Annotated in this window: 17 protein-coding genes and 1 pseudogene; 6 read left to right on the top strand and 12 right to left on the bottom strand. The window is 68.8% G+C overall.

Annotated elements, in window-relative coordinates:
- Positions 1 to 71: 71 nt before the first annotated feature.
- Positions 72 to 1316, bottom strand: a complete 1245-nt coding sequence (locus NAM01S_RS08030) for an AAA family ATPase (RefSeq protein WP_067781697.1) — start codon at positions 1314 to 1316, stop codon at positions 72 to 74.
- Positions 1317 to 1507: 191 nt separating this feature from the next.
- On the opposite strand from NAM01S_RS08030, the gene NAM01S_RS08025 reads away from it, so the two are divergent.
- A complete protein-coding gene (locus NAM01S_RS08025) occupies positions 1508 to 2056 on the top strand; it encodes a Uma2 family endonuclease (RefSeq protein WP_067781694.1) in 549 nt (182 codons plus the stop codon).
- 124 nt (positions 2057 to 2180) lie between these two features.
- The gene (locus tag NAM01S_RS08020) at positions 2181 to 2534 is read left to right on the top strand and encodes a hypothetical protein (protein WP_067781689.1); all 354 of its coding nucleotides are present in this window, start codon (positions 2181 to 2183) and stop codon (positions 2532 to 2534) included.
- 372 nt (positions 2535 to 2906) lie between these two features.
- Here NAM01S_RS08020 and NAM01S_RS08015 read toward each other — a convergent pair whose 3' ends face one another.
- The 6 genes from NAM01S_RS08015 to NAM01S_RS07990 form a co-directional block, all read right to left on the bottom strand.
- Positions 2907 to 3980: an S-adenosylmethionine:tRNA ribosyltransferase-isomerase gene (locus tag NAM01S_RS08015; protein WP_067781686.1), complete on the bottom strand. Its 1074-nt coding sequence runs from the start codon at positions 3978 to 3980 to the stop codon at positions 2907 to 2909.
- Between the two features lie 121 nt (positions 3981 to 4101).
- A complete protein-coding gene (locus NAM01S_RS08010; protein WP_067781683.1) occupies positions 4102 to 4794 on the bottom strand; it encodes an SDR family NAD(P)-dependent oxidoreductase in 693 nt (230 codons plus the stop codon).
- 201 nt (positions 4795 to 4995) lie between these two features.
- Positions 4996 to 7098 (bottom strand): NAD-dependent DNA ligase LigA, encoded by a 2103-nt coding sequence (gene ligA, locus NAM01S_RS08005; RefSeq protein WP_084482656.1) that lies wholly within the window; start codon positions 7096 to 7098, stop codon positions 4996 to 4998.
- A 70-nt stretch (positions 7099 to 7168) separates the two neighbouring features.
- Positions 7169 to 8218: a methionine synthase gene (locus NAM01S_RS08000; RefSeq protein ID WP_067781789.1), complete on the bottom strand. Its 1050-nt coding sequence runs from the start codon at positions 8216 to 8218 to the stop codon at positions 7169 to 7171.
- Between the two features lie 318 nt (positions 8219 to 8536).
- Positions 8537 to 9655 (bottom strand): tRNA 2-thiouridine(34) synthase MnmA, encoded by a 1119-nt coding sequence (mnmA, locus tag NAM01S_RS07995; protein ID WP_067781677.1) that lies wholly within the window; start codon positions 9653 to 9655, stop codon positions 8537 to 8539.
- Entirely contained in the window at positions 9655 to 10884 is a 1230-nt protein-coding gene (locus tag NAM01S_RS07990) for a cysteine desulfurase family protein (protein WP_067781674.1), read from the bottom strand. Before NAM01S_RS07990 ends, mnmA begins: the two co-directional genes overlap by 1 nt.
- Before the next feature lie 309 nt (positions 10885 to 11193).
- Between NAM01S_RS07990 and NAM01S_RS34820 the strand changes: the two genes are divergently transcribed.
- Positions 11194 to 11331 (top strand): hypothetical protein, encoded by a 138-nt coding sequence (locus NAM01S_RS34820; RefSeq protein ID WP_157107639.1) that lies wholly within the window; start codon positions 11194 to 11196, stop codon positions 11329 to 11331.
- Between the two features lie 36 nt (positions 11332 to 11367).
- On the opposite strand, the gene NAM01S_RS07985 is transcribed toward NAM01S_RS34820, so the two are convergent.
- Together NAM01S_RS07985 and NAM01S_RS07980 are read right to left on the bottom strand one after the other, a co-directional pair.
- Positions 11368 to 12234 carry an SDR family NAD(P)-dependent oxidoreductase gene (locus tag NAM01S_RS07985; protein ID WP_067781672.1) on the bottom strand — a complete coding sequence of 289 codons (867 nt, stop codon included), beginning with the start codon at positions 12232 to 12234 and terminating at the stop codon, positions 11368 to 11370.
- Between the two features lie 436 nt (positions 12235 to 12670).
- Positions 12671 to 13558 carry a sigma-70 family RNA polymerase sigma factor gene (locus tag NAM01S_RS07980; RefSeq protein ID WP_067781669.1) on the bottom strand — a complete coding sequence of 296 codons (888 nt, stop codon included), beginning with the start codon at positions 13556 to 13558 and terminating at the stop codon, positions 12671 to 12673.
- A gap of 106 nt (positions 13559 to 13664) precedes the next feature.
- Between NAM01S_RS07980 and NAM01S_RS07975 the strand changes: the two genes are divergently transcribed.
- The gene (locus tag NAM01S_RS07975) at positions 13665 to 14015 is read left to right on the top strand and encodes a DoxX family protein (RefSeq protein WP_253798553.1); all 351 of its coding nucleotides are present in this window, start codon (positions 13665 to 13667) and stop codon (positions 14013 to 14015) included.
- A gap of 996 nt (positions 14016 to 15011) precedes the next feature.
- On the opposite strand, the gene NAM01S_RS07965 is transcribed toward NAM01S_RS07975, so the two are convergent.
- Positions 15012 to 15911: an alpha/beta fold hydrolase gene (locus tag NAM01S_RS07965; RefSeq protein ID WP_067781660.1), complete on the bottom strand. Its 900-nt coding sequence runs from the start codon at positions 15909 to 15911 to the stop codon at positions 15012 to 15014.
- 83 nt (positions 15912 to 15994) lie between these two features.
- Between NAM01S_RS07965 and NAM01S_RS07960 the strand changes: the two genes are divergently transcribed.
- Positions 15995 to 16621: a winged helix-turn-helix transcriptional regulator gene (locus NAM01S_RS07960; RefSeq protein WP_067781786.1), complete on the top strand. Its 627-nt coding sequence runs from the start codon at positions 15995 to 15997 to the stop codon at positions 16619 to 16621.
- A 60-nt stretch (positions 16622 to 16681) separates the two neighbouring features.
- Positions 16682 to 16801 (top strand): annotated as a pseudogene (locus NAM01S_RS37190) (VOC family protein); the annotation flags it as partial.
- A gap of 286 nt (positions 16802 to 17087) precedes the next feature.
- Here the strand turns inward: NAM01S_RS37190 and NAM01S_RS07955 are convergent.
- Together NAM01S_RS07955 and NAM01S_RS07950 are read right to left on the bottom strand one after the other, a co-directional pair.
- Positions 17088 to 17393, bottom strand: a complete 306-nt coding sequence (locus NAM01S_RS07955) for a hypothetical protein (protein WP_157107638.1) — start codon at positions 17391 to 17393, stop codon at positions 17088 to 17090.
- Positions 17383 to 17700: a carboxymuconolactone decarboxylase family protein gene (locus tag NAM01S_RS07950; RefSeq protein WP_218018354.1), complete on the bottom strand. Its 318-nt coding sequence runs from the start codon at positions 17698 to 17700 to the stop codon at positions 17383 to 17385. Before NAM01S_RS07950 ends, NAM01S_RS07955 begins: the two co-directional genes overlap by 11 nt.
- Positions 17701 to 17745: the final 45 nt, after the last annotated feature.

The following is a 17745-nucleotide window of genomic DNA, read 5'->3' as shown; positions in this document are numbered from 1 at the left end:
CCAAGGTTGCTTGGCCTGCGAAGCGTACGAACGACCTGCGAGGACGGGTTGGCGGTAGGTGTTCGCGGGGGTCAGAGCGCGGCTAGTTCGCTTGTTCCACGGTCTGTGCGGCGGACCTGCCAGACCGCCGTGCGGGTGCGTTGCGATCGCCCGTTGCCCCGATCGATCAGCGAGCGGTTGTCCGTGGTGAAAACCAGTTGGGCGCCATGGGCATTGGTCTCCGGGTTCTGGAACAGCTGGATCAGCCGGTCGGCCTGTTCGGCGGGCAGTTGCGCGCCGATGTCGTCGACCGCGAGCACCCTGCCGTTGTCGAGCGCGTCGAGCATGGTGGGCAGCACGCGAAGCAGCGAGAGGGTCGCGGCGGATTCGTCGGTGATGTCGAACGGGGCGTCGATGCCCGCGTGCACGAGGCTCAGACCGACCCCGCGCCGGGCAACCATGCGGGTGTAGAGCGCGTCACGGGCGGCGCGCAGGTTGGTCAGCTCGCGTTCCAGCAGCAGCGGTGTGAGGCCGGTGTCCTGTAGTAGTCGGTCGGCGTGCGCTGGCGAGGTGGCGCACAACTCGACCTGCTTGGCGGCGCCCTCGATGTCGGCGTCGAGTTCGCGCAGGTAGTCGGCGTAGAGCGGGTCGTTCTCGGCGATCAGCAGATCCGAGATGCCCAGTTCCGCGGCGCGCAGCAACAGCAGCAGCCGGGCCGCGTTGTCCGGGGAGCGGGAGATGTGGCCGCCGAGCCGGTGCGCGATCTCGTTCGGCTCGGCGGCGCCGCGCTGTACCTCCAGCATCGAGGAGAACCAGCGGTACGCGGGCACCAGCGCCTCGGCGTACATCTGCCCGGCGAGGCTGAGCAGCAACGCGTTCGGGCGCACCAATGGCACCAGCGCGGCGATGCCGTAGCGTGCGGCCTCGAACATGGGCCCGATCTTGATCTGTTCGCCGTTGCGCTCGAACACGATTCGCTTGCGTGAGCGCGGATGGCTGTACAGCCATTCGGCGGTCACCTCGGCGTTGTCCAACCGGAAGCCGTAGGTGAACGGGCAGCCCTCCGCGACGAAGCCCGCGACGAACTCCGACGGCCGATCCGGAAAACCCAAGTGCGGCGCGCGAACCGGACCCGCGTACGGATCCCACCCCGTGACCGAATGCAGCACCGCCTCGCGCATGTGCCCGAGCGCGTCGATCAGGCTCGTCTTCCCCGCCGCCGTTCCCCCGTGCACCGCGGTCACCGGCACCGCCACCGGCCCGCTCCCCTTGGTCAGCCGCAACTCCTGCCGTTCGGCCAGCGATCTGTGGTTCGTCACCTGAAAACTCCGCAGCATGCCGCCATACTTCCGTCCCGCCCGCCGGGAGGCGACACCAACCCGCATCGTGACCCGACGTGCCGTCCTCGGGGACGACAGCGCCAATACGCGCCAGCAGCCTGTGGATAACTCCACGAAAGGCATTGCCACCTGTGGAAATACCACTGATCGCGGAGACCGCGACCGCGATGACAAGGTAGCCTGTCGCTATGACCGAGGCTTCGAACGCCGAGCGATGGACCCGCGACGAATTTCTGCGCGCGTGGGCCGCCGGCGCGTTCGATCGCCGAGTCGAACTCGTGGAGGGGGAGGTCTGGCCGGTGGTCATCGGGAACTGGCACGGTGAGACAGTGGGCCAGATAGTGCGCCTGCTGCCACGCGACGGTTTCAGGATCTCCACGGCCACGTTACCGACCGGTGAGTCCCTGCCCGATCCCGACTGTTGGGCGCGGCGAGCAGATGCCCAGCCGATCGCCGAGGTCGGCGCCAAGCTGTTCATATGGGATCCCGAGGACGTCGCCCTGATCGTCGAGGTCTCCGACGAGACCGTCATGCATGACCTGCGCATCAAGGCCAAGCTGTACGGGAGCGCCGGATATCCGGTCTATTGGGTGGTCACCGGGGACGCGATCTACGAGCACACCGATCCGACTCCGGGCGGTTACGAAACCAAACGAGAGTTTCGCCCGGGCGAGCTCATCCCAGTCCACTACGCCGATACGGCCTTGGCTGTGGACGATCTGCTGTACCCGGACTAGCCATCGGTGCCGGGACCGCACCAACGAACGCGCGGACAGCGGGGACGATCAGGGTTAGCATGCTGGCGCTAGGCCCTGTGGGGGCATGGCTTTTCGGAACGTCTCCCAGGGATGAGGTGCAGCGATGACACGGATGCTTCGTCGGCTCGCGATTCGCGGTGCGGTGATCGGGGCGATCGCCGCGGGAGCGGTGGTCGCGGTGCCGCAGACGGCGATCGCCGAGGCGCCGTGCCAGGACGGTACCGCGCGGGTGTTCTTGAACAACGCCACCAACCTGTGCCAGAGCGGCACCGCGACGTACAACGCGCGCCCCGCGATCTCGAAGGTGTGCTCGACGAGCGGCACCAAGGTCGTCGTGGACACCACCGGCCCGCGCCGCGTCAACCGGCGCCACGTCGAACTCGAGCCGGGCGGGCACTGCGCGCGCTTCGAGATCGAGGGCCAGGAGAGCGCGACCGTCACGGTCACCCCCGCCTGACCCGCGCTGCCGCTGGGCGAGGTTCGCGTTCGACGGTTTCGCATAGTCCGACTCCTCCCGCCCAGTGGGCGCAGTCGGACGGAGATCCCTCCGTGGGACCGCCCATGGCCGGGGTCGGAGGTACGCCAGATAGGCACAGCCCGGACGGAGATCCCTCCATAAGCCGCGCACGGGCGCCGGAGCGAAGGTACGCCTAGACGCAGCCGGACGGAGTCCCGCCGAAGACTGCGCACGGCCGACGCGAAGGTACATAAACGCCGCCGGACGAAGTCCCGCCGAAGACTGCGCACGGCCGACGCGAAGGTACATAAACGCCGCCGGACGAAGTCCCTCCGAAGACTGCGCCCGGCCGGAGTGAAGGCGGAGGTGCGTCTAGTCGTGGCCTTCGTCGCGGAAAAGCAGTGCGCTGTCGCCGAATTCGTGCCATAGATATCCGGTGTCGAGCGCCTCGGCGTAGGCGCGGCGCACGGTGGTCTCCCCCGCGACCGCGACGAGCAGATCGAGGTGGGAGGCGCCGGGGGCGTGCCAGCCGGTGATCAGGCCGTCGACCACGCGCGCCGGACGGTTCGCGCCGAGGACCAATTCGGTCCACCCGCCGGCGGGCCGTACCCGGCCGTCCTCGTCGGCGGCGGATTCCAGCGCCCGAGTGACCGTGGTGCCGACCGCGACGACCCGCCCTCCCGCGTTTTTGGTGTCGTTCACCAGCCGGGCCGTCGCGGCGGGCACCGCGAAACGCTCAGGGCTCGGCGGCTCCCCGGCTTCCGGTGACGAAACGCCGGTGTGCAACGTGATCGGCGCGAGGGAGACGCCCGAGGTCACCAGGTCCAGCACCACGTCCTGCGTGAACGGTCGTGCGGCACTGGGCATTTCCGCGCTGCCCGGAATCCGTCCGAACACCGTCGTGTAGTACGACGGCGACCATCGCCGCGGCACGTAGGAGTAGGTGATGGGCCGTCCGTGCTCACTCATCAGAACGCGCGGATCCACGGTGACGTCGGCGATCCACAACCTGCGCGCCGCCGGCAGCCACGGCTCGCGCAGCGTCGCGCGCGCTCCGCCCGTCAGCTCGAACACGGTGCCGCCGCGCAGTTCGCGGTCGGGCAGCGGCGTGCGGTCGCGGGTGCGCGCCTCGACCACCCAACCGCCGTCGTCCAACCAGGTGGCGAAGTGCAGGGTGATCGGCAGATCGACGAGGGTGGCGTCGACGGCCGCGGAGGTCGTCGCCGAATTGTTCACCACCACTAGATCGCCCGGCCGTAGGTACCGTGGCAGCTCCCGAAACCGCGCGTGTGTCAACCGGTCTCCGGCAACCAACAGCCGGACTTCGTCTCGCGCCAACCCGCGCGCCTCCGGCGGCGAATCGGCGTTGTGTCGATCCGGAAGCTCGAAGGATCGCGCCCACCCGGCGGATTCCGTTGCCGCCCTGACATTCCCGTGCTTCGACAACGAGCGATGCCGCGACCCGTCAAGGAACGGCACCGCGCTTCCCGAGGATCTGTCTTTCGCGGACCTGCGCGACGCCCCGCCACTCACGCCCGCACCTCGCTAGCGCTCGACGCCCCGGTACTCATCGCGCCACCGCGAAATCCGCCGCGGTGTAGCGGCCGCTCTTCGGACGTTCGTCGAGCATCCGCAGCAGCGCGGGCACCACGCTCTCCGGCTCCGGCCGATCGGAGATGTCCTCGCCGGGGAACGCGGCCTGGTGCATCTCGGTGCGCATATCGCCCGGATCGAAGGAGTAGACGGCCAGCTCCGGATGCTCGGCAGCGAGGATCGCGGTGAGCTGGTCCAGCGCCGCCTTGGCCGGACCGTATCCACCCCACCCCGGGTACGGCTCCACGGCGGCGTCGGAACTGATGTCGACGATCACCCCGTCGGGGCCGAGCAGGGGCAGCGTCGCTTGCAGGACGGCCAGCGGCGCTACCACGTTCGTGCGATACACGGCCTCGAGCTCGTCGAGCGGGAAGTCGGCCAGCCGGGGCATCGGGCTCGGCCCGAGCGTGCTGGCGTTGTTCACCACGAGGTCGAGAGGTCCTGCGCCATCGGCGATTTCGGCCAGCCGCGCGCGGTGCGCCGGATCGGTGACATCGCCGGTGACGGCGACGAACGCGGCGCCCAGCTCGGCGCGCACCGCGTCGAGCCGGTCGCCACGGCGGGCGGTACCGATCACCCGCCAGCCGCGCTCGACCAACGCGCGTGCCAGCGCGCGACCGAGCCCGGCCGAAGCGCCGGTGATGAGGGCGGTGGGACGGTGGGTCATGACGGCCTCCTGCTAGTTGCCTAGTAGGCGCTGTCGGACTCGGTTCGTCCGCATACCGCTCACGGCCGCAGCGAATGCGGAGGTACGCCGCGCATGGCCGGAGCGAATGCGGAGGTACGCCTACCCCACCGATCGTCATACCTGAAGCAAGGTTCAGGTCAAGTGCCGTTCACCCTCGCGGGCAAATCACCGCCGCCGGTTCTACTCCTCGGCGTCGGACGCCGCCGGATTCACCGCCTCCGGCCCACCCGCCAACAGCAATCGGAATCCGTCCTCGTCCAGAATCGGCACACCGAGCTCTTCGGCCTTGGCCGCCTTGGAACCGGGCGACTCGCCGATCACGACGAACGCCGTCTTCTTGGAGACCGAGCCCGCCGCCTTGCCGCCGCGCATCAGGATGGCCTCTTTGGCGCCGTCGCGCGAAAAGCCTTGCAGCGAACCGGTGACGACGATCGACAGGCCCTCGAGCGTGCGCTGGATCGACTCGTCGCGCTCGTCTTCCATCCGCACACCGGCCGCCCGCCATTTGTCGACGATCGCGCGGTGCCAGTCGACGGTGAACCACTCGGCCGCCGCGGCGGCGATGGTCGGGCCGACGCCGTCGGCGGCGCCGAGCTCCTCGGCGGTGGCCGACTCGATCCGCTCCATGCTGCCGAACTCGGCGGCCAGCGCCCTGGCCGCGGTCGGGCCGACGTGCCGGATCGACAGGCCGACCAGCACCCGCCACAGCGGACGGTCCTTGGCGGAGTCGAGGTTGTCGAGCAGCCGTTTGCCGTTCGCCGAGAGGGTGCCGTTCTTGTTGGCGAACAGCGAGGTGGTGAGCAGGCGCGGCTCGTCGAGGTCGAACAGATCGCCCTCGTCGGCGATGGCGCCGGACTTGAGCAGGTCGATGGCGGCCTCGTAGCCGAGCGCCTCGATGTCGAAGGCGTTGCGGCTGGCCACGTGATACACCCGCTCCCGCAGCTGCGCGGGGCAGGAACGCTGGTTCGGGCAGCGGATGTCCGCGTCGCCCTCCTTCTCGGGCGCCAGCTCGGTGCCGCACTCCGGACAGCGCGTCGGCATGACGAACTCGCGTTCCTCGCCGGTGCGCGCGTCCACCACCGGGCCGAGTACCTCGGGAATCACGTCGCCCGCCTTGCGGATGGTGACGGTGTCGCCGATGAGCACGCCCTTGCGCTTGACCTCCGAGGCGTTGTGCAGCGTCGCCATCGCGACGGTCGAGCCCGCGACGGACACCGGCTCCATCACCGCGAACGGCGTGACGCGCCCGGTGCGGCCCACGTTGACCTGGATGTCGCGCAGCTTGGTCGTGGCCTCCTCGGGCGGGTACTTGTAGGCGATCGCCCAGCGCGGCGCGCGGGAGGTGGAACCGAGGCGACGCTGCAACGACATCTCGTCGATCTTGATGACCTGGCCGTCGATCTCGTGCTCGATGTCGTGGCGGTGCTCGCCCCAGTAGGCCACCCGCTCGATCACCGCGTCGATGCCCTGCACCCGCCTGGTGTGCTCGGAGACCGGCAGCCCCCAGGCCGCCAGCGCGAGGTAGGCGTCGTGTTGCGAGGTCGGCGTATAGCCCTCGATGCGGCCGAAGCCGTGACAGATCATCCGCAGCCGCCTGCGCGCGGTGACCGACGGGTCCTTCTGCCGCAGCGAACCGGCCGCGGTGTTGCGCGGGTTGGCGTAGGGCGGCTTGCCCTCGGCGACGATGGACGCGTTGAGGGTCTCGAAGTCCTCCAGCCGCATGTACACCTCGCCGCGCACCTCGAGCAGGTCGGGGATGGGGAACTCGTCGGTGGCGGTCAGCACGGCCGGAACGTCGTCGATGGTGCGCGCGTTGAGCGTGACGTCCTCACCGGTGCGACCGTCGCCGCGGGTCGCGGCGCGCACCAGCCTGCCCTTCTCGTAGACCAGGTTGAGCGCGACGCCGTCGATCTTCACCTCGCACAAGTAGTGCAGGTTCGGGCCGGTCTCGGCCTCCACCCGCGCGGCCCAGGCGCGCAGCTCGTCGTAGCTGAACACGTTGTCCAGCGAGAGCATCCGCTCCAGGTGGTCGACCGCGGTGAAGTCGGTCGCGAAGCCGCCGCCGACCAGCTGGGTCGGGGAATCGGGCGTCCGCAGATCCGGATGCTCCTCTTCCATGGCTTCGAGCCGCCGCAGCAGCACGTCGAACTCACCGTCGGAGATGATCGGCGCGTCGCGCACGTAGTAGCGGAACTGGTGTTCGCGAACCTCGTCCGCGAGCCGCTGCCACTCCACCCGCTGCTCTGCCGTCGCCGGAACCGCCACACTCTCGCTCTCACTCACGAAAGGCACGATAGTCGAGGACACCGACACATTCCCGCACGTCGACGCCCTGTCGCCGGGCCGGGACCGGTCAGGAGAAGGTCAGCGACTCCGGGTCCTCGGCGAAGGCGCGGGCCACCTCGTTCGCCAGTTTCAGCGCGCGCCGGGCCCAGGACATCGGCGCGCCCGCGAGCCCGCACGCCGGTGCGACGAGCACGCGGTCGGCGAGCGCGGCGCGCGGGAAGCCGAGGCGGTCGACGAGACGCACGCCCGGTTCCGCGATATCGCGCCAGGTGACCGGCGCCTGCGGCATGGTCGCCTGCGCGGCGGTTCTGCTCACCGGGTCGGTGGTCGGCACCAATCCGAGCACCAGCCGCTTCCCGGCGTCGAGCGTCTCGCCGATGCTGTCGAGATCGCGGGTGCGGATCGTCGCGACGTCGAAGCCGACCGCGGCGGCCGCGCTACGACGCAGAAAGTCCAGCGCGGGCGGCTCGGCGCAGCTGTGCACCAGCACCGGCGCGGCTTGCGCCTCGATGACGGCGTCGAGCACCGCGAGCGCCTCCGGGTCGGGCATCGCGCGCACGGTGTCCAGCACGCTGACACCGCGCAGCGAACCGTTCAGCACGTCGGTCAGCGACGGCTCGTCGAGTTGCAGCACGACCCGCGCGCCGAGCCGTTTGCCCACTTCGGCGACGTGCTCGGCGAGGCCCTCCGCCAAAGACTCCGAAAGATCGCGCAGCGCACCGGAATCGGTGAGCGCGCGGTGCCCGCCGGGCAGCTCGACCTCGGCGGCCAGCGTGAGCGGACCGGCGGCCTGCACCTTGACGACCCGTCCGGTGCCCGCCGAACCCGATGTCTCCCATGCCTCTTCGAGCGCGTCCAGGTCGGCGCGCAGCAGATCGCGGGCGCGGCGGGAGACCGCGCCGGGACGCGCGGCGAGCCGGTAGCCACGGGTGCTCGTGTCGAAGCGCATGTCCACCAGCAGGGCCGAGACGCGGCCGATCATGTCGGCACCGAGGCCGCGGCCCGGCAACTCGGGCAGGTGGGTCAGCTCGGCCAGCTCGCCGAGCACGGTGTTCGCCGCTTCGCGCGGATCGGCGCCCGGCCAGGAGCCGACGGCCGTCGCGATACCGCCGGGCAGCGGCTCGGACGCGCCGGGTTCGACGGAATCCGCAGCGTCAGTACCGGTTTCGCTCACCACGTCCTACCCATGTCGATGTGTGATGGATGCCGCCGCGTGCACCGGTGGCTCGACGCCTGATGCCGAGATCCGTCCTGTCCCGCCCGGCCGCGGCATCGTGACATTACCCCGCACCGAAGCCGGGGCGATCACGGCGTATGGCTGTCGGGGCTGCGCGGTGCGGCGGGTACGTCGGTCGGTGGGACGACGGTCGGCTCCGCCACCGCGCCTCGGCACGGCGGCGGGTACGTGGCCACTCGGGACGGGCGATCGGCTTCGCTACCGCGCCTCGACCCGCGCCGCGTCGTCGGCGGCGTGCGGCTCGCGCGAGGTGTCGCTGATGGTGCCGCTGCCGATCACCTCGTCGCCCTGGGCGTCGGGCCGGTACAGCACGACGGCCTGTCCGCGGGCGACGCCGGTCAGCGGTTCGCGCAACCGCACCTCGAGGCCGTCCCCGACCGCCTCGGCGATCGCGGGCGCGGTGCCGCCGTGCGCGCGCACCTGCGCGACGCACTCGATCGGCCCTTCCGGCGTCGTGCCGGAAGTCCAGATCGCGCGCTCGGCGCGCACCGTCCAGACCCGCAGGTCCTCGGCCGAGCCGACGCGCACGGTGCCGGAGTCGGGATCGATGCCGGTGACGTAGCGCGGCTTGCCGTCGGCCGCGGGTCCCGCGAGTCCGAGGCCCTTGCGCTGGCCGATGGTGAAGCCGTGCACGCCCTCGTGCTTCGCGAGCACCTGGCCGTCGGCGTCCACGACCGCGCCCGGCCGGACGCCGATCTTCGCGCCGAGGAAGGCGCGGGTGTCGCCGGAGGGGATGAAGCAGATGTCGTGGCTGTCGGGCTTGTTCGCCACGGCGAGTCCACGCTCGGCGGCCTCGGCCCTGATCTGTGGCTTCGGGGTGTCACCGACCGGGAACATGGCGCGCGAGAGCTGCTCGGCGGTGAGCACGGCGAGGACGTAGGACTGGTCCTTGTCCGCGTCCACCGCGCGGCGCAGCACGCCGTCCTCGAGCCGGGCGTAGTGGCCGGTGACGACGGCGTCGAAGCCGAGCGCCACCGCGCGGTCGGCCAGCGCCGAGAACTTGATCTTCTCGTTGCAGCGCAGGCACGGGTTGGGCGTCTCGCCCGCCGCGTAGGCCGCGACGAAGTCGTCGATCACATCTTCCTTGAAGCGGTCCGCGAAATCCCAGACGTAGAAGGGGATTCCGAGCACGTCCGCCGCGCGGCGGGCATCGCCCGCGTCCTCCTTCGAGCAGCAGCCGCGCGAACCGGTGCGCAGCGTGCCGGGTGTGGCCGAGAGCGCGAGGTGCACGCCGACCACCTCGTGCCCGGCGTCGACGGCGCGCGCCGCCGCAACGGCGGAGTCGACACCACCGCTCATCGCCGCGAGTACCCGCATCACACACCACCTTTCGCACCGGCAAGACCAGCGGCCCTGGCCCGCTCCACCACTTGGGGCAAGACATCGAGGAGGGCGTCCACGTCGGCGCGGGTCGACGTGTGCCCGAGGGAGAATCGCAGCGAGCCGCGCGCCACCCATGGTTCGACGCCCATGGCGATCAGCACGTGGCTCGGCGTGGCCACGCCCGCGTTGCAGGCGGAGCCGGTCGAGCATTCGATCCCCGCGGCGTCCAGCAGCATCAGCAGCGAATCGCCTTCGCAGCCGGGGAACGTGAAGTGCGCGTTGCCCGGCAAGCGCTGCGCGCCGACCGGGCCGTTCAGCACGGCCTCCGGCACCGCCGCCGTCACGCCCGCGATGAGCGCGTCCCGCAGCGCGACCAACTCGGCCGTGCGCGTGGGCAATTCGGCGACCGTCGCGTCGAGCGCGGTGGCAAGGCCGACCGCGGCCGCGGTGTCCGAGGTGCCGGAGCGCAGATCGCGCTCATGTCCGCCGCCGTGCAGCAGCGGCACGCACCCGACCTGCCTGCCGAGCAGCAGCACGCCGGCACCGTGCGGTCCGCCGACCTTGTGACCCGCGAAGCTCGCCGCGGACAGACCACTCGCGGCGAAATCGATGGGCAGCTGGGCCGCGGCCTGGATCGCGTCGCTGTGCATGGGCACACCGAATTCCTGTGCCACCGCCGCCAATTCGGCGATCGGCTGGATCGCGCCGACCTCGTTGTTCGCCCACATGACGGTGACGAGGGCGACCTCGTCGGGGTTCTCGGCCAGCGCCGCACGCAGCGAGCGCGGCGACACCACGCCGTCGGCGTCCACCGGCAGCCAGGTGGCCCGCGCGCCCTCGTGCTGCTCGAGCCATTCCACCGTGTCGATGACCGCGTGGTGCTCGATCGAGCTGGCGATGATCCTGGTGCGGCGCGGCTCGGCGTCCCTGCGCGCCCAGTAGATGCCCTTGACAGCGAGATTGTCGCTCTCGGTTCCGCCAGAAGTGAAGATCACCTCGGACGGCCGGGCGCCCAGATTCGCGGCGATCGACTCCCGCGCCTCCTCCAGCAACCGGCGCGCAGCCCGCCCCGATCCGTGCACCGACGAGGCGTTCCCCGGCCGTGCCATGGCAGCCGTCATCGCCTCGATCGCCGCGGGCAGCATCGGTGTGGTCGCCGCGTGATCGAGGTAGACCGTCTGGGGCGCAGCACCGGTGACCGGACCCGAAAAAGCCGACTTCATGACCGACAAAGCCTATACCACCGCTGACCTGGGCATTTTTCGGGTCCACCCCTGCTTTCTACGATTTTTCTACGATTTACCCAGGATTCTCAACACGTGGATCACCAATCGGTATTCCCGCGACCCGCTCGGCGCCTCGTCTCTCTGTCCGTGACCAGCTGATGGAGTACTTCCGCCGGCGCACCGCCGACACCGACTATTCGAGCCTGAAGAATCTGATTCTCATGATCGCGCACCACTTCTGGGCCCGATCGAATAGATCAACCCCGGCCAGGCCGACTTGCGCATCAGCACCGACACCTCCACCCGGTGGCGGGAGGCGATCAAACCCGCGAGGACGGCAAACCCAGAACCGGCCAGGACGTGATCCTCATCGGTCTCCGCAGCTTCTATTACGACCTGCACACCTGGGCGGCCGTGCTCGACCTAGGAACTCGCTCCGCATAGCATCACCCAGCGAAACCGGGACCTGCACCCACCGATCTACACCGGGCTCCGGACGTCACCGTTCGGGGAGTGCGTGTTGGCAAGGGCGGTGACCCGGGCGTCGCTGGTCGCTTGATCCACGGAATCGTCTCGGAGGTCGATGCCGCCGGCCAGCCAGCCGCCATCGATGGTGAACACACTTCCGGTGATGAACGACGCGCGATCACTTGCCAGAAACGTGACCAGGTCGGCGACCTCCTCACGACGCCCTGGTCGGCGCAATGGAAATCGGCTGGCAAGGTCGAGTTCCTGCCCCATCTGCTGCATGAGGTCGTTACTGGCGATAAACCCCGGGCAGATGGCGTTGACTCGGATGCCGATCGGACCCAGCTCCAGGGCAGCGGATTTGACCAAACCGAGCACACCGTGCTTGGACGCGGAGTACGCCGATGACATCCGGCCGCCGGTGAGCCCGGCCGCCGACGCGGTGACCACCACTGAGCCGCCACCGACGTCGCGCATCGCCCGGCCCGCGGCCTGCAGACCGAGCAGGACACCGCGCAGGTTCACCGCCATTGTCCTGTCCCACTCCTCTAGTGGGTATTCCAGAACACCGGCCCAATGTCCGGTTCCAGCATTGAGATGCGCGATGTGCACAGCGCCGTAACGGGCAACGGTCTCGCTGACCATTTCATCGTTGTCCTCAGGGGATGCGACATCGACCCGCAGGCCGAACGCTTCTCCACCAGCGGCCCTGATCTCCGCGGCCGTCCGCTCGACATTCTCGACGTTGTGTCCGGCGCAGCACACCCGCGCTCCCAGCGCCGCGAGCGCGGTTGCGGTCGCCGCACCGATGCCGGACCCGGCCCCGGTCACGACCGCCACCTTCCCTGCGAGCGAAACGATTCCCTGCTCCGTCGTCATCAATCGCGTCCCTTCTCGAACCAGCGTCGAATTCCCTGGGCTGACACGAGACGCCACTTACTCGGCTCTTGTGACACGACAACGGCGTGATGTGTGCCACATAAGGGTTCGATGCGCGGCTTCGTGATCTGAAATCCCTCGTCGACCACGTCCCCGCCGCCAGCACCGTCCACGAACCGGCGTAGCTCACCGATACCCGTAATCGATCACGATGGCTACGCTGGTGAAGCCTGACGGCGGTTATCGGTGAACTCCGACGTCGAATGGCGCGGCCGAGATCTGCTGGCATCGGTGAAATCTGACGCCGTCGATAAGCTCATCCGGCGGCTTGGGCCTGTCCCACGAACGTACGCTCACCCGAATCGAGTGGTCTCGTCCAACCGCTGATGGGGGCGGCCTGTCCACCGTGCCGACTTCGGCTGCGGACAGTGACCACTCACGGGGCAGGTTCGAGCTCGGACCAGGGCACCGTGAGTTCCATTTTCGACAACCGGTCGTCGTCGGCGACCGCATCGATCTCGGCGATGCGCTCTCCGGTGAATCGGAAGGTCATGACCAGCATCAGCGTGCCGCGTGGCGCAAGCACCATGCCCGGCTCGCCGTCGAGCATGATCGCGCGGGCCGGCTGCGCCCTTCCGCAGAACGCTTCGGCGAGGACTCGGCCTCCGTCGAGGTCGGTCCCTGCTCCCAGCAGGCGTGCGACCTCGTCCGGGCGGTAGGTCACATCCGGGTCGAGCATCGCCAGCAGCGCCTCGAATTCGCCGTTCTGCGCGGCCCGCAGAAACGCCTCTACAGCGCGGTATCGCCGCGTCCGGTCGTCGCTGCCCGATCCGGACCGACCTCGCACCCGACGCCGCGCCCGGCTGGCGATCCGCTGCGTCGTCTCGGGGCTGCGGTCGAGGATCGGGGCGATGTCGGCGAACGGCACGGCGAACAGGTCGTGCAGGACGAAGGCGATACGTTCGGTCGGCGCGAGCTTGTCCAGCACCACGAGCAGCGCCAGGCCGACGGAGTCCGCCAGCAGGGCCTCCTCCTCGGGATCGGTTCGAAGCCGCGCGCCGGGGGCTGCGCCGTGTTCGTCGAGGAAGTCCTCGCGACGCGACTCACGGGACCTGAGCATGTCCAGGCAGACCCGGCTCACCACGGTCGTCAGCCAACCCGCCATGTTCGCGACGCCGCCGGTGTCGGCCCCGGCGGCCTTGAGCCAGGTCACCTGGACGGCGTCGTCGGCCTCGCTGAGCGACCCCAGCATCCGGTAGGCCACCGCCCGCAAATGGCTCCGATGTTCTTCGAAGTGCTTCGCGAGCAGTTCGTTTCCGTTCATGTGTCTGGTTTCCTCGCCGTCACCCGTCAGAGAAGCAGGAAGCCGTTCCGACACGAGTATGTGGAGGTAGTCAATCATGAACGTCGCTCTGTGGATCATCGCCGGAGTGCTGGCGGCCGTGCTCCTGGCCAGCAGCGCCAAGCTGGTGATCCCGAAAGAGAAGATTCTGGCCGCAGGTGAATACGCTTCATGGGCCGAGGATTTCAGCCCGACAGCCCTGAAAGCGCTTGGGGTCGTAGATCTCCTGGGTGCGGCGGGGCTGATCCTGCCCGCCGTGCTCGGCATCGCGCCGATCCTGGTGCCGGTGGCCGCGACCGGCACTGCCCTGCTTTTCGCCGGGGCGATCGTCGTGCGGATCCGGCGCGGGTTGTGGGCGACAGCCGTTGCCGAGGTGCTCTACCTGGCCATGGCCGTCTTCGTCGCCTGGGGCCGTTTCGGCATCGAGCCCTTCGCGTGACCCAGCTTCCTGATCGCCATGAGCAATCCGAACCGGTCGCGCACCTCGCTATGACGATGCCGGGACCACCCCATAGGAGAAGCCACATGATCACGACCCCCAAACAACCTCGGCGCTGATCACCGCCCGCGTCGCGTTGTCGATCGAGCCTGTCGCTCGCACCACCGCGACAGGCAAGGGTGACGACATCGTCGACTTCTCAATCTCCGTCGACGGTGCCGAGGTCGACCGGGTGCAGGTGAAGGTCTCCACCGACCCCGAGGCCTACCCTCTGCAACCAGCCGACACCCGCGAGGTCTTCGACCGATTGCTCGCCACGACCGGTTCCGGCGCGGCGACCCTGCTTTCCAACAGGCCGCTCTCGCCGATGTTTCAACGCGGAGTGACCGCGGAACCCGATGCGACCACGGCCTCGGGTGAGTCCTACCGGTGGAACGACGCCCTCTCGGCGAAGGCTGCGCTGATGCCCGCGTCGTCGTCGACCTGCGCAGGGACGGCGAGGTCGAGGCCCCTGAAACGAGCAAACCGGGTCCGGTCCAAGTTGAACCGGACCTGGGTCCTCGAGACGACCACGCGGCACAACAGCCCTGCGCCCGACCGCGCCGAGTTCGACACCGCGAACCGGCTGATCGCAGTGGCATGCCCAGCGGTGCTGTGCGGGTCGGTCTCAGTGGCCGAGAACAGAATTCGTGATCACCTGGCCTGGATGTCCGCTCAACGCGTAATCGGCTTGGATCACCACTGCCCACTCGATAGCCGCAGGCCGTCCCCGTTCCCATGTTCGGTGTGCCCTGCCGAAGGCGCTCCCGGACCATCATTCGCCCAGGTCAGGTGATGGTTCAGATTCGCAGGTAGACCTGCGCGACCAAGAAACCGCAGGTCGCGTGTCGCAGGTTCTAACCCTGCGGGGTTGCTGACAGCCAGCACCCCAGCTCAGAGCATCTTTCCGGAGGGTGTACTCAGTCCGGACCGCTCGATCAGCGGCAATTGCGCGCGTTAGGTGGTGACTCCATCGGGTGTCGCCGTCCAGTCGCGGATCGCGGCGACGAACTCCTCGGGTGCATCGGATTCCACGTAGGTGCCGGCACCTTCGACGATGACCGTCTTGTGATTGGCGAAGGTTGCTTCCAGTCGCTTGCGTTCTTGTGGACGGAAGGCGATGTCGGCATCGCCCCACACGATCAGTGTTGGGAGCTGGGCTATTTCGGGCAGGCCGGCCTCGACCTCGGCGAAGAAGTCGCGGCTGGCGAGGACCCGTCCGGGCAACACCGCCGAGGCTTGACGCCGTTCGGGGGTGTCCAACGCCCGGCGGTAGTGGTCCATCTCGGCCTCGGTGGGCTTGCGCCTGCGATGGCCGGTGGGGATGAACGCGTTGACGAGCAGGTTGAACCGTCGGACCAGGAAGCGACTTGCCGGGTTGCCGACGATGTGGCCGAAGGCTTCGAAGTGCAGGACGCCGTTGACCGGCCAGGCCCACGTATTGGCGAGCACCAGCCGCTCGAACACACCCGGTCGCCGCTGCGCGGCCGCCAGGCCGATCAGGCCACCCCAATCCTGGCCCACCAGGGTGGCTCTTTGCAGGCCGAGCGCGTCGACGAACCCGGTGACCACGTCGGCGTGTTCCTCGGGCAGGTAGCGGTAGCCGGGTTTCGGAGTCGAGAGCCCGAAACCCGGATAGTCCAGTGCGATACAGCGGAAGTCGTCACGCAGCGCCCGGATCACGTCGCGCCAGAGAAACGACCAAGTCGGGTTGCCGTGCAGGAACAAAAGCGTGGGACCTGAACCCTCATCGACGTAATGCACTGTGTGCCCGTCGATTTCGACGAAGCGACACTGGAACGGGAACTGATTGTCGTCGACCCAGCCGGGTCGCACACTCTCGGTGATCTCGGCCATGGCGGCCCCCTCTTCGGCTCGGCATCAAGATATGATTGATCTTCTCAAGCGCACTTGTATTTCTCAAGCGATCGAAGGAAATGATGCGGAGCTACGGCCAGTACTGCGGGCTCGCCCGGTCCCTCGAAGTGGTGGGCGACCGGTGGAATCTGCTCATCATCCGCCAGCTGCTCATCACACCAGCGCGCTACCGGGAGCTACTCGAGGGTCTGCCCGGTATCGCGACCAACCTGCTCGCCGATCGCCTCCGTGACTTGGAAACTTCAGGCGTGGTCGAGCGGCGGCTGACAGGGCAGGGCAGCGTGGTCGAATACGCCCTCACACCGTGGGGTGCCGAATTGCGCGAGCCGATCGAGAGCCTGATCCGCTGGTCCACCCCGTTGATGGTCTCCGGCCCCGGCGGCGACGCCTTCCGCCCGGAGTGGCTCGCCCTCGCGGTTCCCGCACTGCTCGCCACCCGGGTCGAGGCTCGCCCCTCGGCGACGATCGGCCTCGAGATCGGCGGCCCACGCTTCCAGCTCCGGGCGACCAGCGCCGGGTTCGAGGTCGGCGCGCCCGACGGCCGCGATCTCGACGCCACCGTCCGCGCCGAACCCGCCTATGTGCTCGGGCTCGCCGCCGGGGCTTTGACCCTCAGCGATGCACGCCGCTACGGGCTGGTCGAGATCGATGGCGACGAGTCGGCCGTCGCAGCCATGTTCGCCGCTTGACAGCAGCGCTGCGACGATCCGACCACCCCGGCGTCCTTCTGGGCAGAGTTGCTGGGTGGTGTGATCGCAACGCGCACAGAGCAATTCGTGAGTGTCAAGCTTTCGCATCTGATTCTCACGGCGATTCGCGTGCCAAACCACCGGGCACTGTCCTGGCCGGATGAGGGAATTCCCAAGCAAATTCATCTCGACCTCGTGGCTACCGACCTCGATGAGGCGCAACTGCAGGCCATCGGACTGGTGGCCGACTTGCCGATCATCAGCCTGCGCCCAGCCAGTGCCGGGTTCTCTTCGATCCGGCTGGGCATCCCTTCCGCCTATGCCTACCGCCCGCTGCGTGACGGCGACCGTACTTCCACTCCCATGCGACCGGTTGCGGTCAGCGCGATCGGTGGCGGTGCGGCGCGCCTCGAATCGCAACGGCGTGACGGCGTGAACGAGGGCTTCATGTTCGGTAGCGGACAGGTCAATTCTGTGTGGATCTGCGCGAGTTCCTTTGCGGTGCTTCGAGTTCGATGGTTTCCAGGAGCAGGTCGGCGGTCGCGCGGGCGCGGCGGGCGGCGACGCGGTCGCGGTCGAGGTGGGCGGCGCTGACGGCGCCGTCGATGAGTTGCACCAGTGCCGCGGTGAGGTCGCGATCGCAGCGCTCGCCCAGGATCGAGGGGAACAGTCCGGTCAGCCAGTGGCGGTGGTAGGCGATGGTGGCGCGGATTCCGTCAGTTTCGCGAAACCAGCGATGGTTCATCGCCTTTCGCGCAAGGTCAGTGCTCATGGTGGCGTACGACCGGCCAGTCGGTGTCGGTGTCGACGGCCTTGTTCAGGTAGTTGGTGAACACATCGAGCGCGACGTTGGCAATGACCTCGGTGCTCTCACCGTCCGTCAGGCCGACTGCCTGGGCGGTCTTGATGCCGGCCTCCTCGACGCCACCGCGCGTGCGTACCATCGCGGTCGCGAATGTCGGCACCGCAGCCGCTTTCGCGTCGGCGGGTTCGCCGTGGCGGCTGGCCTCGATCTCGGCGGCGTCGAGCTTGGCGATCTTCGCGCCGATGTAGGCCCTGCTCCGCCGGGGACGTTCCAAGGGCCATGTCGCCATCCGTGGAGCTGCACACCTTGACCCTCTAGG

Origin of the sequence: Nocardia amikacinitolerans NBRC 108937 (genome assembly GCF_001612615.1) — a bacterium.
Lineage (GTDB): Bacteria > Actinomycetota > Actinomycetes > Mycobacteriales > Mycobacteriaceae > Nocardia > Nocardia amikacinitolerans.
This window is presented reverse-complemented; position numbering and strand designations above follow the sequence as displayed.

What these genes read in the sequence shown, in the direction of transcription:
- NAM01S_RS07990 (WP_067781674.1), bottom strand. Translation starts at nt 10,884, where the DNA reads ATGAAGTCGGCTTTTTCGGGTCCGGTCACCGGTGCTGCGCCCCAGACG.
- NAM01S_RS08030 (WP_067781697.1), bottom strand. Translation starts at nt 1,316, where the DNA reads ATGCTGCGGAGTTTTCAGGTGACGAACCACAGATCGCTGGCCGAACGG.
- mnmA (WP_067781677.1), bottom strand. Translation starts at nt 9,655, where the DNA reads ATGCGGGTACTCGCGGCGATGAGCGGTGGTGTCGACTCCGCCGTTGCG.
- NAM01S_RS08025 (WP_067781694.1), top strand. Translation starts at nt 1,508, where the DNA reads ATGACCGAGGCTTCGAACGCCGAGCGATGGACCCGCGACGAATTTCTG.
- NAM01S_RS08020 (WP_067781689.1), top strand. Translation starts at nt 2,181, where the DNA reads ATGACACGGATGCTTCGTCGGCTCGCGATTCGCGGTGCGGTGATCGGG.
- NAM01S_RS07985 (WP_067781672.1), bottom strand. Translation starts at nt 12,234, where the DNA reads ATGACGACGGAGCAGGGAATCGTTTCGCTCGCAGGGAAGGTGGCGGTC.
- NAM01S_RS07965 (WP_067781660.1), bottom strand. Translation starts at nt 15,911, where the DNA reads ATGGCCGAGATCACCGAGAGTGTGCGACCCGGCTGGGTCGACGACAAT.
- NAM01S_RS07955 (WP_157107638.1), bottom strand. Translation starts at nt 17,393, where the DNA reads ATGAGCACTGACCTTGCGCGAAAGGCGATGAACCATCGCTGGTTTCGC.
- NAM01S_RS07980 (WP_067781669.1), bottom strand. Translation starts at nt 13,558, where the DNA reads ATGAACGGAAACGAACTGCTCGCGAAGCACTTCGAAGAACATCGGAGC.
- NAM01S_RS07960 (WP_067781786.1), top strand. Translation starts at nt 15,995, where the DNA reads ATGCGGAGCTACGGCCAGTACTGCGGGCTCGCCCGGTCCCTCGAAGTG.
- NAM01S_RS08010 (WP_067781683.1), bottom strand. Translation starts at nt 4,794, where the DNA reads ATGACCCACCGTCCCACCGCCCTCATCACCGGCGCTTCGGCCGGGCTC.